Annotated in this window: 17 protein-coding genes; 5 read left to right on the top strand and 12 right to left on the bottom strand. The window is 63.9% G+C overall.

The genetic code is table 11. The features are described from left to right. Positions 1–21: 21 nt before the first annotated feature. Together ABKF58_RS16880 and ABKF58_RS16875 are read right to left on the bottom strand one after the other, a co-directional pair. Positions 22–816, bottom strand: a complete 795-nt coding sequence (locus tag ABKF58_RS16880) for a tyrosine-type recombinase/integrase (protein ID WP_482582208.1) — start codon at positions 814–816, stop codon at positions 22–24. Continuing rightward, positions 744–1337, bottom strand: a complete 594-nt coding sequence (locus tag ABKF58_RS16875) for an Arm DNA-binding domain-containing protein (RefSeq protein WP_482582207.1) — start codon at positions 1335–1337, stop codon at positions 744–746. The genes ABKF58_RS16880 and ABKF58_RS16875 overlap by 73 nt, the downstream gene beginning before the upstream one ends. Positions 1338–1474: 137 nt before the next feature. Here ABKF58_RS16875 and ABKF58_RS16870 point away from each other — a divergent pair, with 137 nt between their 5' ends. Then, positions 1475–2071 carry a cysteine hydrolase family protein gene (locus ABKF58_RS16870; RefSeq protein ID WP_482582205.1) on the top strand — a complete coding sequence of 199 codons (597 nt, stop codon included), beginning with the start codon at positions 1475–1477 and terminating at the stop codon, positions 2069–2071. 71 nt (positions 2072–2142) lie between these two features. Here ABKF58_RS16870 and ABKF58_RS16865 read toward each other — a convergent pair whose 3' ends face one another. Both ABKF58_RS16865 and ABKF58_RS16860 read right to left on the bottom strand, forming a co-directional pair. Then, the gene (locus ABKF58_RS16865) at positions 2143–3006 is read right to left on the bottom strand and encodes a patatin-like phospholipase family protein (protein WP_482582203.1); all 864 of its coding nucleotides are present in this window, start codon (positions 3004–3006) and stop codon (positions 2143–2145) included. Between the two features lie 98 nt (positions 3007–3104). After that, positions 3105–3827, bottom strand: coding sequence for a ferredoxin--NADP reductase (locus ABKF58_RS16860; RefSeq protein ID WP_482582202.1), 723 nt, complete (start codon positions 3825–3827; stop codon positions 3105–3107). A 153-nt stretch (positions 3828–3980) separates the two neighbouring features. On the opposite strand from ABKF58_RS16860, the gene ABKF58_RS16855 reads away from it, so the two are divergent. Together ABKF58_RS16855 and ABKF58_RS16850 are read left to right on the top strand one after the other, a co-directional pair. After that, positions 3981–4145 carry an MFS transporter gene (locus ABKF58_RS16855; RefSeq protein WP_482582200.1) on the top strand — a complete coding sequence of 55 codons (165 nt, stop codon included), beginning with the start codon at positions 3981–3983 and terminating at the stop codon, positions 4143–4145. A gap of 217 nt (positions 4146–4362) precedes the next feature. Continuing rightward, positions 4363–5052: a ceramidase domain-containing protein gene (locus ABKF58_RS16850; protein WP_482582198.1), complete on the top strand. Its 690-nt coding sequence runs from the start codon at positions 4363–4365 to the stop codon at positions 5050–5052. Here ABKF58_RS16850 and ABKF58_RS16845 read toward each other — a convergent pair. The 3 genes from ABKF58_RS16845 to ABKF58_RS16835 form a co-directional block, all read right to left on the bottom strand. After that, on the bottom strand, positions 5049–5462 hold the full coding sequence (locus tag ABKF58_RS16845) for a PaaI family thioesterase (RefSeq protein ID WP_482582197.1): 414 nt from the start codon (positions 5460–5462) through the stop codon (positions 5049–5051). The two genes, ABKF58_RS16850 and ABKF58_RS16845, sit on opposite strands and share 4 nt — an antisense overlap. Before the next feature lie 194 nt (positions 5463–5656). Beyond that, a complete protein-coding gene (locus ABKF58_RS16840) occupies positions 5657–6121 on the bottom strand; it encodes a hypothetical protein (protein WP_482582195.1) in 465 nt (154 codons plus the stop codon). A 122-nt stretch (positions 6122–6243) separates the two neighbouring features. Continuing rightward, positions 6244–7041: a helix-turn-helix transcriptional regulator gene (locus ABKF58_RS16835; RefSeq protein WP_482582193.1), complete on the bottom strand. Its 798-nt coding sequence runs from the start codon at positions 7039–7041 to the stop codon at positions 6244–6246. 172 nt (positions 7042–7213) lie between these two features. Between ABKF58_RS16835 and ABKF58_RS16830 the strand changes: the two genes are divergently transcribed. Beyond that, the gene (locus ABKF58_RS16830) at positions 7214–8038 is read left to right on the top strand and encodes a carbon-nitrogen hydrolase family protein (protein WP_482582192.1); all 825 of its coding nucleotides are present in this window, start codon (positions 7214–7216) and stop codon (positions 8036–8038) included. Between the two features lie 58 nt (positions 8039–8096). Beyond that, positions 8097–9428, top strand: coding sequence for an APC family permease (locus ABKF58_RS16825; protein ID WP_014086983.1), 1332 nt, complete (start codon positions 8097–8099; stop codon positions 9426–9428). Positions 9429–9562: 134 nt separating this feature from the next. Here ABKF58_RS16825 and bluB read toward each other — a convergent pair whose 3' ends face one another. The 5 genes from bluB to cobJ all read right to left on the bottom strand — a co-directional run bounded on the left by bluB (position 9563) and on the right by cobJ (position 15294). Then, positions 9563–10216 (bottom strand): 5,6-dimethylbenzimidazole synthase, encoded by a 654-nt coding sequence (gene bluB, locus ABKF58_RS16820; RefSeq protein WP_482582190.1) that lies wholly within the window; start codon positions 10214–10216, stop codon positions 9563–9565. Between the two features lie 168 nt (positions 10217–10384). Further along, positions 10385–11695, bottom strand: coding sequence for a cobyrinic acid a,c-diamide synthase CobB (locus ABKF58_RS16815; protein ID WP_482582189.1), 1311 nt, complete (start codon positions 11693–11695; stop codon positions 10385–10387). Positions 11696–11698: 3 nt separating this feature from the next. After that, the gene (gene cobO, locus ABKF58_RS16810; RefSeq protein WP_482582187.1) at positions 11699–12301 is read right to left on the bottom strand and encodes a cob(I)yrinic acid a,c-diamide adenosyltransferase; all 603 of its coding nucleotides are present in this window, start codon (positions 12299–12301) and stop codon (positions 11699–11701) included. A gap of 339 nt (positions 12302–12640) precedes the next feature. Beyond that, on the bottom strand, positions 12641–13750 hold the full coding sequence (locus ABKF58_RS16805) for a CobW family GTP-binding protein (protein ID WP_482582185.1): 1110 nt from the start codon (positions 13748–13750) through the stop codon (positions 12641–12643). Next, positions 13747–15294, bottom strand: a complete 1548-nt coding sequence (cobJ, locus tag ABKF58_RS16800) for a precorrin-3B C(17)-methyltransferase (protein ID WP_482582181.1) — start codon at positions 15292–15294, stop codon at positions 13747–13749. Before cobJ ends, ABKF58_RS16805 begins: the two co-directional genes overlap by 4 nt. Between the last annotated feature and the right edge of the window lie 31 nt (positions 15295–15325).

The raw sequence follows: 15325 nt of genomic DNA, 5'->3' as shown, positions 1-15325 counted from the left end.
GCGAGCCGAAGCCTTTGCACCCTATGCGGATTCAGGTTCAGGTAGTCGGACGACGTTTCCAGCCTTGGCGATGGCGGCTTGGGTTTCGATGAAGTCGGCCACGGCCTGCCACGCTTGGCGCATCTGGCCGAGATTCTTGCGAATATACCGAAGGTTGGTGATGTCAGACATGGTGTGATTCATCATCCGCTTCAGCATGGACGCGCTGACCAATTCATCGGCCAGACTGGCAAAACTGGCGCGCAAGACTTTGGCGCTGAAGTAAATGCCGGTTTTCCGTTTGATGTCGATGATCGTTTGCTTGGCCTCGAAGAAATCGAATAGACGATCATCGGGTTTCTTGCCTTTGATCTGTTTTTCGACGATTTCTTCTGCTTGGGTGGACAGCACCAGATAATGCGGTCGGCGATTCTTGGTGTCGTGCAGCGTGACCATTTTTAGTTCCGGGTCGAAGTCTTTCACCAGAATGCCCAAGGGTTCGGATGGCCGGCAGCCAGTCAAAATCAAAAACTTCAAGTAGTTGATGTATCTGGTTTGCTCCATGTCGTTGACCACGTTCCACCATAGGCCGACGCGATCTTTGTCGATCACGGTGTCCGACGTGCCGGACGGCGAGATGCGGAGCTTGTCTTTCCGGGCGATATCGTGGCCGAACGGGTCGCCCGGTACGGCGATGCCGTACCACTTCAGCACCGTCCGCAGTGTGGACAGCGCGTAGCTGGCGCGCCGCTGGCTGTGGGCTTTCAGTTGGGTGTGTAGCCCGCGTAGGTCGTCGGCGCTGATGCGGTCGATAGGCTTGCCGGCCAACGGGAACAACTCGCCGGGCCGGGTGTTGCCTTTGCCTTTTTCTTCGGCCGTGACGCCTCGACCATCTTGCGGCAGTCCCGCACTGTGTTGGGCTTCAAATGGACTTCGATGTCCTTGCCGTACTCGTCCTTGATGGTGCGGACGGCTTTGGTCGCGTAGGTTTCAACTGCTTCGGCCAACGTCACCGCCGTGGATGCCTTCACCCGCGCCGCTCGCTTCTCGGCCATCGGGCTGATGCCTTGGGCCAGATCATTGGTGGCGGCAAGTGCCATCTTGCGGGCTTGGTCAATGGTGATGTCAGGCCAGACGCCCAGCTTCACCCGCTCGGGCGTGCCGGTGGTGTCGTTGCGCCGGAACACATAGAACGTCTTGTGGCCCTTTGGCGTGACCCGCACGGTCAGGCCATGGGCGTCCTTGTGGCTGTCGAGATAGGTATCGGTGGCCCCGGGTGCGGCGGGTGGCAGGCCGTCCAAGTATTTCTTGGTGAATGTTTCGCGCTGACTCTGCCGCCGTGGCTGTCGGGTGTCCATGATGCCGCCTCCTCAAATTTTGCTACGCCAATGCTACCGGCTGCATGTAACCAACCGTAACCACAGTGTGATTCCATGTAACCTTGATTTGAAGATTAGGCGTGAAAGCCGCGCCGATCAAGACGTTAAGTGACCCTATGTATCCGCAGATAACCCGTTACCCAAGGATCGAATACCCGGCGGTGGAGTTGTCGCTGAGCCATATCGGCCAGGCCATGGACGCCGCACGTGCGGCGGGCATCCCCATCGTGGTGGTGCAGAACAGCGCGCCGCCCGGTTCGCCGATCTTTGCCCGCGGCTCCGACGGCTGGGCGCTGCATCCGGTGGTGGCCGGCCGTCCCGCCGAGCATTACGTGGAGAAGACCCTGCCCAGTGCGTTTGCCGGCACCGATCTGGAAAGCTGGCTGCGCGAGCAGGGCATCGGCACGCTGACGGTGGTCGGCTACATGACCCACAACTGCGTCGATTCGACGGTGAAGCAGGCGCTGCACACCGGGTTTGCCGTCGAGGTGCTGGACGACGCCACCGGCTCGGTCCCGTATTCCAATCGGGCTGGCCTCGTCAGTGCGGAGATGATCCATCGCACCTTCATGGTGGTGTTGCAGTCGCGTTTTGCCAATGTGATGGATACGGCCACCTGGCTTGCCGCGCTGGCAGGGCAGCCGTTGCCGGAGCGCGAGTCGATCTACGCTTCCAACCAACATGCGCTGCAAATGAGAGCGCGCATGGCTTGATGCCGGGTATCGGGCGCTGTTAAGCGCACATCGGTTGCCATGCCGAGGCTGTGTCGGCATGGCAGCCGAAATCAGTCGACATGCGGCCGTAGTGCGCCGGGAATTCTTTGTCGCGTCATTCCTCCGCTATCCAGCCAGCGGCGCGTGTTCTCTGCCGCGCGCTCGATCAATTCACGAGCGCGCGAGAAATCGTAGGGCGATACCGACAGGGGACACAACGGCGGCACCGTGATCACCTCAACCTGGCCGGTGAGCTGCTCCAGATCACGAACGAGTTGATGCGCGATCAGCAAGTTAAGGGCATGCAGGGCGTTGGCAATGACCGTTGCGGGCGGCGCTTCGAGGGCGCAGGCAAAGCCGGTGGGTAGCACGACCAGCCGGCTGGCCCCCAGTTCGACGGCTGTCATGATGGGCGTGTTGCTGGCGATGGCGCCGTCAATCAGATACGTTTCCCCGACTCGAACCGGCGCAAAGGCCGCCGGTATCGCGCAACTGGCAAGGATCGCCTCGATGGCCGGACCGGAGGACAGCCGCACTGAGGCACCACTCAACAGCTCGGTGGCCGTAATATGTATGGGGATGGCGGCGTTCTCCAGGTTCCGGTAGGGAAGGTGGCGCTCAACGAGATGACGTAACCCTCCCGAATCGACCAGAGACGGCGACTCGAAAAACAGGCCGACGAGGTGACGCAAGGTCAGCGGAAATATCTCCTGGCGTTGCAGACCGCACCAGATGCTTTCCAGGCTGGCCACTCCAGCCGCTGTCGGATTCCCCGCAAAATAGGCACCGTTCAGGGCTCCCACCGATGAGCCCACCACCAGTTCAGGCTGGATGCCGTTCCTCACCAGCTCCCGCAGCATCCCCACCTGGATGGCACCGAAGCTGCCGCCGCCAGCCAGCACGAAAGCGGTTTTTCCCGAGGGGCTGTTTGTCATTCAGGGTTCCCTCCGCTGTGATTTGGGGGGACCCCATCCCGAGCGACGGCGAGAGCGCCAGGGGTGAGGCGGGTATTCGGAATGCGTGTTGGCGACTCTCAGTACCCGTAGAACTCTTCGGTGCGGATATCATCATCATCGACGCCGGCAAGATTCAATACCCGGTGCATGTCCTCGACCATCGCAGGCGGTCCGGCAAGGTAGCAGATCGGCGCCGGAAGCTCGCCGATGACCCGTTTCAACAGCGTCTCGTCAATCTTGCCCACGTCTCCCGTCCATGGCCGGCTGGATTGCTCCATCTGTGTCATCGTCGCCACCAGACGGAAGCGATGGTTCCGTTGTTCAAGCGTTTGCAGTTCGGCGAGAAAGGCGGCGTCCTCCGGCCGGCGATTGGAATAGATCAATACCAGGCGCTGTGCTAACCCATCCTGTGCCGCTTGCCGCAAGATGCTCATGAACGGCGTAATGCCAATCCCTCCCGCAATAAAGACGGCCGGCCGCGCACGATTGTTGTGCAGGGTCAGCGATCCGAACGGCCCTTCGATCCGGATAGGCGACCCGATTGCCAGCGACTTCAAGGCACGTTTGAACGCACTGTCGCGCATGCGCGTGGTAATGCTCAGATGCTCTTCGAACGGCGCGCTGACGATAGAGAAGGCATGGCGGGCGCTTTGTGGATCGGTAGCCGGTGGATCGACGAGGACGACATCCATCGCCTGACCGGGCTTGAAACTGAAGCCTGGCGGTTTTTCAAAATGAAACGCCATGGTGCCCTCCACGATCATTTCGTGGCCTTCGATTCTTGTGTCGTAAGCACTCATTTTGTGGCTCCCATTGGTCGACGAATCTTGCCGTTTGCCCTGGTGTGCGGTTATTTCAGATTTGGCCACCAAAGCTGGTTTGTCAATCAATATATGATTTAATATTTTGATGTGACTCGAGCACGCTGACGGTTGGTGGAGCCGCTTCTAGTCATGCACTGCTCGCCCAAGTACGGCCGCAAGCCGCTGTTCATGATCGACATGGCCCTGTGCGTGATCTCGTCTGTCATGCAGTTGTTCGTCGGCACCATGCAACTCGCCATCGATTCCTCACAGCAAATGTCCGTGGTGCGCCTGTTGATGGGCATCCCTGGATAAGCCGCATGTGCAGGAATTCATCGATCTCATCCGGAAACGGGGACTCGGCATGCTCTGTGAGCCGGCTTGACCCGTGCGAAAGGGGTTGGCCCGAGTTCAGCCGTGAAGGCCCGCCAGGGGTAAATGGGCGGAATCGATGGTGGAAAGCGCGCGGTCACGGTGCTTTCATCAAGTCCGTCTAGAGTGGGGGTCTTTCCATCGTCAGGCGGGGGCGCCCGTGGCTTATGTCGATTTGTACTGCGAGCGGATCGCACCGGGTTTGCTCGGCGAGCCGATCAATACACTGAGCAATCTGGCATTTTTTGCCGCTGCCTGGTGGGTGTGGCGTCACGCTGCGAGGGCGGGTGCGGGCTCAGGCCGGGCGCGCTGGCTGGCGGGGTTGCTGGCGTTGATCGGCGCCGGCAGCTTCACCTTCCACGCTTTCGCCACCGGTTGGGCCGAGTGGCTCGATGTGCTGCCCATCCTGTTGTTCCAGCTGGTGTTTCTCTGGCGCTATTTCCGCGATATCGCCGGGTGGCGGCGCATCACGGCGGGAATGTTCCTGGCGGGTTTCGCCGCCGCCGGGGTCGAGGCCGGGAATTATCCGCAATGGCTGAACGGTTCGCTGTCCTACCTGCCGGCGCTGCTGGTGTTGCTGGGCATCGCCGTCTGGCATGGCCGGACCGGCCGCGCGGGCTGGAAGCCGCTGGCGGCGGCGGGTGGCGCTTTCGTGGTGTCGCTGTTTTTCCGCTCCGTCGACAATGCCGTCTGCCCCGCCTTCGCCATCGGCACGCATTTCCTGTGGCACTTTCTCAATGCCGTGGTGCTGGCGATGGCGGTGCGAGGGTGGATGCTGGGGGTGTCGGGGGCAGCGCTGTCCGGTCGCCTCGGCGGCGTCGCGGGACGCCGTGTAGGCGAGCCGTTCTAGTCGCTGGTGATCTGTCCGGCCGCACGCGGCGCCAGCAGCTTGAAGGTGCCCATCGCCTTGGCGACGAGTCCGCCTGCCGCATCGCGGGTTTCCCCTTCGCAGAATACCAGTGAGGAGCCGGCGCGCAGCACCCGGCCTTCGCATTCCAGCACGCCGTTGGCGGGCTCCAGGAAGCTGACGTTCAGGTCCACCGTGGCGACGCCGGTCGAATTCGGGCGCGTGCCGCGGGCGGCGGCGGCCAGCGTGACGTCGAACAGCGTCATCAACAGCCCGCCGTGGCCGTTGCCGGCGGCGTTCAACAGGGGCGGGGTCAGTTCGACGCGTGCCCGTGCAAGGCCGGGTTCGCGTTCTACGGCGACGATGCCGCAATGCTCGATGAAGGGGCTGTGGATGCCGAAGAAATCGCTCATGGGTGGTTCCTGTCGTACTGATCCGGAAGGTGGGAGAGATCGGCTGAGCGGCGAGAGCCTGTTTACGATCTCGCGAGCTAGAGCGAGACAAGGCAAAAACGGCTAAGGAAGCGGCGTTTACACGGGGTAAATGAGCATTCCGAAGACATTTTTAACGCCGTATCGCCGACCCGCAGCAGATCGTAAACCGGTTCTCAGGGCTTGGCGCCGCCCGTCTTGAGCAGTTGGTAGTCGCCCAAAACGCCGTCCGCCTGTTGCAGGAGGTCGCGCAGGGTGTCGGCCGGGGTGAAACTGTCGAAGTTCAACGCCGGGTCGAGCGCCAAGAGGGCGCGGCGCGCGCTGGTGCAGACGTCGACCGCGGCGTTGAAGTCGGCCGGGCCCAGCACCTTGCCGTTGCGGATCTTGCGGTAGTGCACCCGGCACATTTGTAGATATTGGCGGGCGGTGTCGTGGGCGTCGAGCGCGCCGGTGTTCTCCAGCTCGGTGAACGCCGCCAACAGCGCCTGGCAGGCTTGCTCGGCGCGTGCCAGGCGTTTTTCCTGCCCCAGCCTGGCGTCGCGGCCGAGGTTTGGCCGTGGTGGATTTCTTGGGTTTGGCGGCCATGCGCGGACCTCCTGTAGGGTGGGGCTCTCGCCGCCGTGTAGGGTGGAGGGGCGCATTGTACCGCGCCTTGCCGGGCTAGACACCCACGGCGCGACGTCGAACCGACTCGCCGTAGTGGGGCTCAAAGGCCCATCTTTTGATGGCTAACCTTCGGCACGGTCAAGCGGATTCGTCGGTCTCAGCGCTGCTGGGCCTGCAGAAAGATGGAAAACAGCTCGGATTGCGAATTGATGCCCAGCTTTGCGTACAGGTGTTTTTTGTGTGCACGCACGGTCTCGACCGAGATCGCCAGCTTCTGCGCGATGCCCTTGCTGGAGTAGCCGCCCAGCATCAAGCGGCTGACTTCCAGTTCACGAGCCGTCAACGCGGCGTTTTTCCACTCGGCCATCGACTGTTCCAACTCTTGCTGTCGGTTGCCCGACATCATGGGTGAAGGGGTCGACAGCGTCGTCAGTTCGAAGTGGTAGCGCTGGCGCAGCAGACTGATCACCCATGGCTGGATCAGGCTCAGGGTGGCGATCTCGGCCGGGATAAAGCGCCGCGACGACCCCAGCGACAGACAAAGGGTTTGTCCATGTCCGAGGGGGCAGTTGAACTGAATTTCGTCCTCGACCACGTTCAGCCGGAAATAGCGCTGGTAGTACTCGGTGAAGCGGAACCGGTCCGGTGCCACCTCGTCCAGCCGTACCAGGCCGGCCACCGCCTGTTCGCGGCTGGCCACGTAGAATGGGTCGAGCAGGTACAGGCCTGCAAGATAGTCTTGGAACAACTGGTCCACGCCGCCATCGGCCTCCGGATTCTCGGCAAAGACCTGCGGCGCCTGGTCGGCCTGAAACAGTAGCGCCACCCAACTGTCGAAACGCACGTAGTCCCCCAGTGTTTGCACCAGTGCTGCCCAGAAATTCGGCCGGTCCAGCCGATCGATGAGGCTGCCCAGCGCCCGGTGCCAAGAGATATCATCAAGATTCAATCCCACCCGTATCCCCCTATCTGGTTACCCCAACCGCGGAATATCCAACCGCGTGCGCCGGGCTGATACTGATATCAAGGTATCTTCGCGGCGCGCCCTCACCCAAGGCTGCTGTCCAGCCGGGCTGGCCGTGTGTATACCCGATCGTGAACTATTTTGCACCTCCAGGAGTTACTTCATGCGTATCGAGTTAGCCCAGCTTCCTTGCCAGGATGGCGACGTCGCGGCCAATCTGTCCCAGGCGCTGACGGCCATTGCCGACTGTGCACCAGAGACCGAGCTGATTGTGTTTCCGGAAACCTTTTTGATGGGGTTTCCGGACGAGGATAACGTTGCGTTGCTGGCGCAGCCGCTGGATGGGCCGGCGCTTTCGGCGATCCGTCAGGCGGCGCGCGACAAGGGCGTGTCGGTCGCCATCGGGTTCGCCGAGGCGGCCGAAGGCCGCTTCTACAACACTTCCGTCTTGATCACCCCCGAGCGCATCGCGCTCGCCTATCGCAAAACCCAGCTCTGGCCGTCCGACCGCGGTGTGTTCTCCCCAGGCAATGAACTGGTCTGCTGCGAATGGAACGGGGTTCGGGTCGGCTTCCTGATCTGCTACGACATCGAATTTCCGGAGACGGCGCGCGCCCTGGCTACGCTCGGAGTGGAACTGTTGATCGTCACCAACGGCAACATGGACCCGTACGGCCCGGTGCACCGCCGCGCGATCATGGCGCGCGCCCAGGAAAACCAGGTGTTCGCGGTGATGGTGAACCGTTGTGGCGCCGGTGACGGACTGACCTTTTCCGGCGAGAGTGCCGTGATTGACCCGTTCGGCAACGTCGTCGCCGAATGTCGTCAGCAGCCCGAGCAACTCGGCGTTGAACTGGATCTGAACCGGCTGGCCGCCAGCCGCGAACACTACGACTACCTGGCCGACCGGCGCATCGCACTGGCCGGGCAGGTGGTGGAAGAAGCCCGCCGGCGTGCGCGCATTCGTGATTCCGGCCTGAGCGAGTAGCGCATCAACGCAAACCCGCCTCAGAAGCCGGGTTGCCCAAGAAATAGAGGATGTAATCATGAAGCAAACGCATTTGACCCGAACCCTCACGCTCAGCTCGGTGGTGCTGTTCGGGCTTGCCTACATGACGCCGATCATCGTGCTCGGCACCTTCGGCATTCTGGCGCAGCAGACCGGTGGTATGGTGCCGGCCGCCTACGTGGTGGCGCTGATCGCCATGCTGTTTACCGCTTACAGCTACGGTCGGATGGCCGCCGCCTATCCGACCGCCGGCTCCGCCTACACCTACACCCGCAAGTCGATCAGTTCCAAGCTCGGCTTTCTGGTCGGCTGGGCGGTATTGCTCGATTATCTGTTCCTGCCGATGGTGATCTGGCTGATCGGTGCCTCCTACCTGGCATCGGCGTTTCCGGCGGTGCCGATGCCCGTGTGGATCGTCGCCTTCATCGGCGTGACCACGCTGATCAATATCGTAGGGATCAAACTGGCCAATACCATCAATTACCTGATGATGCTGGTGCAGTTTCTGGTGCTGCTGGCGTTTGTGGCCTTGTGCATCCATTACGTCGGCGGCGATGCGAGCAAGCCGTTCTGGAGCCTGGAGCCGTTCTACCGGCCGGACCTGCAACAGCCGATGATAATGGCCGGCGCGGCGATCGCGTGCTATTCGTTCCTGGGCTTCGACGCCGTCACCACGCTAACCGAAGAAACCCGCGACCCGCGCCGCACCATTCCGCGCGCCATCCTGCTGATCACGCTGCTCGGCGGAGGTATCTTCATCGTGGCGGCCTACTTCGTGCAGATAGCCCATCCGGGTACGCAGTTCGCCAACGTCGACGCGGCGGCATTCGAGATCGCCAAGAACATCGGCGGCGACGTGTTCGTGTCGATCTTCCTGATCGGGCTGATCATCGGCCAATTCGCCTCCGGCCTGTCGGCTCAGGCCAGCGCCTCACGACTGCTGTACGCAATGGGGCGCGATGAGGTGCTGCCGAAGCTGTTCGGGCAACTGAGCGAGCGCTTCCAGACGCCGATCAACAATATGTTGGTGTGCGGCGCGGTGGCGCTGTTGGCGCTCAAGATGGACGTCACGACCTCGACCTCGTTTATCAACTTCGGCGCGTTTCTGGCATTCACCTTCGTCAATCTGTCGGTGATCTTTCACTACTACCTCGGCCAAGGGCGCCGTTCCCCGCGTGATTTCGTGCTGTATTTCGCCTTTCCGCTGTGCGGGGTGCTGGCCGACCTGTGGTTGCTCTCGAACCTCGATCGCCGCGCGATCATTCTGGGGCTGGTGTGGCTGTGTAGTGGAATCGGTTATCTGGCCTACCTGACCGGCATGTTCCAGCGCGACCCGCCGGAGATGGACTTTGTCGAGCAGGAAGGGTAGGCGCGCAAGTCGAGCAACAGACCTGGATTTCGGTTCGGGTCTTTTTGCGTGGGATGACTTTGGCCTGCGCGTTAGGGGTGACCCCACGGCAGGCCTGGACCACTTGGGGATGTAGGGAAAAGGCGGCGTCGGATTTATGTGCTCACGGCCTTGTGGTCCCAGCCATTCTCGAACACCAGTTCTTCCAGCGGCCGGCGGCTGGCCCAGTGTTCCTGTTCCAGCATCGGTTTTTCGTAGAAGGCGTCGACGTGGCCCAGGCAGAGAATGGCCACGGCCTTGGCTCCCGGCGGCAGTTGCAGCAGTTCGCCCAGCGCGGTCGGGTCGAACAGCGAGACCCAGCCCAGGCCGAGGCCTTCGGCACGGGCGGCGAGCCACAGGTTCTGGATGGCGCAGGCGACCGAGGCGAGGTCCATCTCCGGCAGCGTGCGCCGGCCGAACACGTGGCGTTCGCGCCCGTCCATCAGCGCCGCCACCAGCACTTCGCCGCAATCGAGGATGCCTTCCACCTTGAGGCGCATGAATTCGTCCTGGCGCTCGCCGAGCGCTTCGGCGGTGCGCACCCGTTCGGCTTCGACCAGGGCATGCATGTCGCGGCGCAGTTGCGCGTCACTGATGCGGATGAAGCGCCACGGCTGCATGAAGCCGACGCTCGGCGCGAGATGCGCGGCTTGCAGCAGGCGGGCGAGGACTTCGGGGTCGACCGGGTCGGGGCGGAAGTGGCGCATGTCGCGCCGTTCGCGGATGGCGCGGTAGACGGCGGCGATTTCGGTGTCACTGTATCGATTCATGGTATAGGGGGCCTTGAAAACCGTCGCGAGCGAGCCGAGTGCAAGGCGCACGGCGCGCAGCGACCGAGATAGTACAGGTTGTACAGCAATGGAGCCTGTGGCTGGGCGAGTTGCTGAGCAACTCGCACGCCAACCGTGCAACGCAGCAATCGGAGCGCGCAGCAGGTTTTAGGGACCCCCTCTGAACAATCGGGCGGTGGCGATGGGGTTGGACGGGAAATAGGTGTGCAGATAGCTCGCCACGATGCTGCCGTGGCGATACACCGCTTCGCCCGGTGCCGTGCCGCTGGCGCGTCGGGCATGGGTGAGCGGGGCGAGCGGCGTGGTCAGGCTAGAGTAGTGGAAGGTGTGGCCGCGCAGGGTTTCGCCCTCCAGCTCGACCGACTGCAAGCCGAGCCCGGCGAGGCGCCGGCCCAGCGTGGCGTGGCCGGGCAGAAGGCCGAGCAGGTTGCCGGTCTGGCCCTGTTTGTCGGTGAGAGCGTCGAGCAGGTAGAGCATGCCGCCGCACTCGGCGTAGAGCGGTTTGCCGGCGGCGACGTGGTCTCGCAAACCGGTTGCGGTCCGAAGGTTGGCCGAAAGCATGGCGAGGTGCAGTTCCGGGTAGCCGCCCGGCAGGTAGACGGCGTCGGCCTCCGGCAGAGCGTCGTCGGCCAGCGGCGAGAAGAACGCGAGCTCGGCGCCGAGCGTTTCGAGCAGTTCCAGATTGGCCGGGTAGATGAAGGAGAAGGCCTGGTCGCGCGCGATGGCGATGGTGGCGCCCGCCAGCAGCTTGGGGACGGCTTCGGCCAACGTTGGCCGAAAGGTGACCGGCGGCGGCAGCGCGGTCAGGTCGGTGGCCGCGGTCTGCGCGGCGGCGCTTTGCAGGCGCGCTTCCAGGTCGTCGATCTCCTGTGCTTGCACCAGGCCGAGGTGGCGCTCCGGCAGGCTCATGGCGTCTTCGCGCATCACCGTGCCGAAACAGCGCAGGCCGGGCGGCAGCGTCTGCAGCAGCATCTCGGCGTGGCGCGCGCTGGCGACGCGGTTGGCCAGCACGCCGTAAAACGGCAGGCCGGGACGGAAGCTGGCAAGGCCGTGCGCGACGGCGGCGAAGGTCTGCGCCATGCCGGTGGCGTCGATCACCGCCAGCACCGGCACGCCGAAGGTTTGCGCCAGATCGGCGCTCGACGGCGTGCCGTCGAACAGCCCCATGCTGCCTTCGATCAGGATCAGGTCGGCATCACTCGCCGCATCGTACAGGCGCCGGCGGCAGTCGGCCTCGCCGGTCATCCATAGGTCGAGCGAATGCACCGGATGGCCCGAGGCGCGCTCGAGGATGTAGGGGTCGAGAAAATCCGGCCCGGTCTTGAACACGCGAACCTTACGACCCTGGTCGCGGTGGTAGCGCGCGAGGCCGGCGGTGAGCGTGGTCTTGCCCTGGTGCGAGGCCGGGGCGGTGAGGAACAGCGCCGGGCAGGAGCGGGCTTTCGGCTTGTGGGGCATGGTTTAAAACTCGACGCCCTGCTGCGCCTTGATGCCCTGTTCGCGGTAGGGGTGCTTGACCAGCTTCATCTCGGTGACCAAATCCGCCGCCTCGATCAGCGCTTCGGGCGCGTGGCGGCCGGTGACCACCACGTGCAGGTCGGGCGAGCGCGCGGCGAACACCGCCAGCACTTCGTCGAGCGGCAGGTACTCGTACTTCAGCACCACGTTGAGCTCGTCGAGGATCACCATGTCGTATTCGCCGCTCTCGATCATGTGCCGCGCCTCGTCCCAGCCCTTGCGGGCGGTGGCGATGTCGGCGTCGCGGTTCTGGGTGTTCCAGGTGTAGCCCTCGCCCATGGTGAGGAAGTCGCAGTTGTCGAAGCTGCCAAGCAGGTCACGCTCGGCGGTGTGCAGCGCGCCTTTGATGAACTGCACCACCCCGAGACGCATGCCGTGGCCGACCACGCGCAGACCCATGCCGAAGGCGGCGCTACTCTTGCCCTTGCCTGTGCCGGTGTGGACGATCAACAGCCCCTTTTCCTTGGTGGCGGCGGCCTTCTTCTTTTCGAAGCCGGCCTTGCGCCGCTCGGTCATGCGCTGGTGGGAGGTCGGGTCGGTTTTCATGAGGGATTCTTCCTTAGCTGTTATACGCTGCTTGCATAGCCGACGTTGTGTGGCGCCCATCTCCCGTTGGGCCGCGCCGGTAAAAAAGCTTTGGGCGAGGTTTTAAGCCGCCGCCTGTTTGAGCCATTTGACGCTAGCAAATGGCGAGTTCGGCGGTGCCTCGCACGAAGCTTTTTTGTCGGGATTTCGCGGCGCGTCGGGTCGCCTTTTCTTTCGTCTATTTCTTTTGGCGAAGCAAAAGAAATAGACCCGTTTGCCGGGCGGAACCGGCCCTAAAACAACGCCCGCCGTGCGGGTACAACGCCTGTTTTGGTGTTTTCTCTGTTTGCTGGCAGTACCTCAACGCCACACTGTACCCGTCAGCTCGCATAACAGCTCCACGATGCGCGGCCGGCTCGGGTGGTAGCCGATGAACACCAGTTGCGCCTGTTTCGCCGGCGTCGCGTCCGGCTCGTGGCTGAGTTCGATGCGGCTGCGCACGCCCTGCACCAGCAGCCGGCCGGCGCCGTCTTGCGGCGGGGCAAAGCCCTTGATGCGCAACAGCGGCTCGCTGCGGGCGATGGCGGCGACGGCTTCGCGCAGCGTCGCGGCGTCCTGCGCTTCCTTGCTGCGGATCATGAACGACTGCCAGCCCGGGTCCTGCTCGTGGAAGTGCTTGTGCGTGGTCAGGCCGTGGCTGTGCGCGCCGAGCCCGCTGTGGCTGTGGCCGTCGAGCAGGCCCTGGTTGGCCAGCGGGCGCATGGCGAGCCCCGGCATGGTCGCCACCGGGCCGTAATGGCGGTGCGCGGTGTTGGCCGGTTCGTGCAGGTGCAGGCCCAGCGTCAGCCGCGTGTCGAGCTTGGCGTCGTAGGCGAGCTCGATGAAGCGGATCGACGGCGCCAGGGCGCGCACGCGGGTTTCCGCCGCCAGTAGCGCCTCGTCATCGAGCGCGTCGATCTTGTTCAACACCACGATGTCGGCGTTGGCGAGCTGCATCTCGAACAGCTCGGCGACCGAGGCGTCCGCGGCCTGTTCGGTGTCCGAAGGTTGGCCGAAGCCGCCGTCCAGCAGCAGCGGGGTGTCGACCACCGCCAGCGTGGCGTCGAGCACGAAATAGGGCGCCAACGCCTCGCCCTGCAAACGTTCCATGACGGCGGAAGGCAGGGCCAGGCCCGAGGTCTCGATCAGCACGTGGTCGATGACGCTGCGGCGCTGCCACAGCGCCAGCATGGTGGGCAGGAAGTCCTCGTCGTCATCATAGGCGACCAGGCCGTTCGACAGGTCGTGGATTTCCACTTTGCCGTCTTCGCCGCGCAGCAGCGCGCCGTCGATCGACACCTCGCCGAACTCGTTGACCAGGATGGCGAGGCGCCGCTGTTTGCTGTCACGAATCAGATTCGACAGCAGCGTGGTTTTGCCGGCGCCGAGAAAGCCGGTGACGACGGTAACGGGAATGCGGGGCCCGCTCATGCCGGCAGCTCCTGCAGGGCGGCGAGCACGGCGGCGAAGTCGGACGCCAACGCCGGGTAGTCGACACGGGGACGGTCAACCACGATCAGCGGAATATTCAGTGCAGCGGCAGCGTCCGCCTTGGCCCGGTAGCCGCCGGCGTCGCCCGAATCCTTGGTCACCACGCAGTCGATGCCCCAGTCGCGCCACAGCGCTTCGTTGGCAGCCTGCGAGAACGGGCCTTGCATGGCGACCAGATGGGCACGCGGGATACCGGCGTCGATGGCGCGTTGCAGGTGCTGCGGGTCCGGCGCCAGGCGCACGAACCATTGGCGCTCCACCGCGCCCTCTGCCTTGACGAAGCGCACCAGGTCCTTGCTGCCGGTGGCGAGGAAGATGCGCTGGCCGAGTTGCATCGCCAGTCGCGCGGCGTCGTCCATGGTGGCGGCGCGGTGTGCCGTCGTGTCATGGGCGATGGCAGCACCCGGGCGCTCGTAGCGCAGATAGGGCAGCGCCAGCTCGGCGGCGAGCGCGATCAGTTGCTGCGACATGTCGCTGGCGAACGGGTGCGTGGCATCGACGATGGCGCGGGCGCCGGTTTCGCGCAGCAGCTCGCGGCGGCGCTCAACGCCGAGGCGGCCGGCGACTGCGGTGAGGCCGGGGCAGTTCTGCGCCACCAGCTCGGCGCCGTAGTCGGTGGCGCTCGACACGACGACTTCTTGGCCGGTCGCGGCGATCTCGCGCGCCAGGGCGTTGCCGTCGCTGGTGCCGGAGAACACCCACACCGCGCCCTCGGGCAGCGCGTCGGCCTTCACCGTGTCCGGGGTGTCGTCCCAGTTGCCGTAGCCGCGCGGCGAGAAGATCCAGTTGCGCTTGCGCTTGGTGAAGCGGTTGCCGATGACGATCGAGGTCAGCATGTTGAAGCGGCGCGTGCGCAGCTCGGCCAGGGTCACCACCTCGACCGTCTGGCCCTCGCGATAGGCGTTGTGCACGATACCGCACAGCGTCTCGGGGCGCTTGTGTTCGAGCATGATGTCGAGGATGCGGTAGACGCCTTCCTGGCGCTGTTTGCTCTGCACGTTGTAGAACACCGCGGCGAGGTCGGCCTCGGCGATGTGGCGCGCGCGCTTCTCGATCCACTCCCACGGGCACAGCAGGTCCGACAGGCTCAGCGTGGCGAAGTCGTGCGACAGCGGCGCGCCCAAGAGCGACGCGCAGGCGTTGGCCGAGGTGATGCCGGGGATCAGCTGCACGTCGAAGCTGTCGGTTTCCAGCATGTCCTCGTAGGCCAGCGTCGCCATGGCGTAGATGCCGATGTCGCCGCTGGAAATCAGCGCCACGGTCTTGCCGGCGCGTGCCTGTTCCAGCGCCAGGCGGGCGCGTTCGCGCTCCTGGGTCAGCGGCAGGGTGCGGATGTCCTTGCCGGCAATCCACGGCTGAATCCAGGTGAGGTAGAGGTCGTAGGACACGATCACCTCGCTCGCGGCGAGGGCGTCCTTCACCATCGGCGGGATCAGCTCGGCGGTGCCGGGGCCGACGGAGACCAGATAGAGTTTGCCGTTCATTAATGCTTTCCGTATGTCTGTTCGGTCATGA

It is taken from the genome of Pseudogulbenkiania sp. AW2-16 (assembly GCF_056824575.1).
This window is presented reverse-complemented; position numbering and strand designations above follow the sequence as displayed.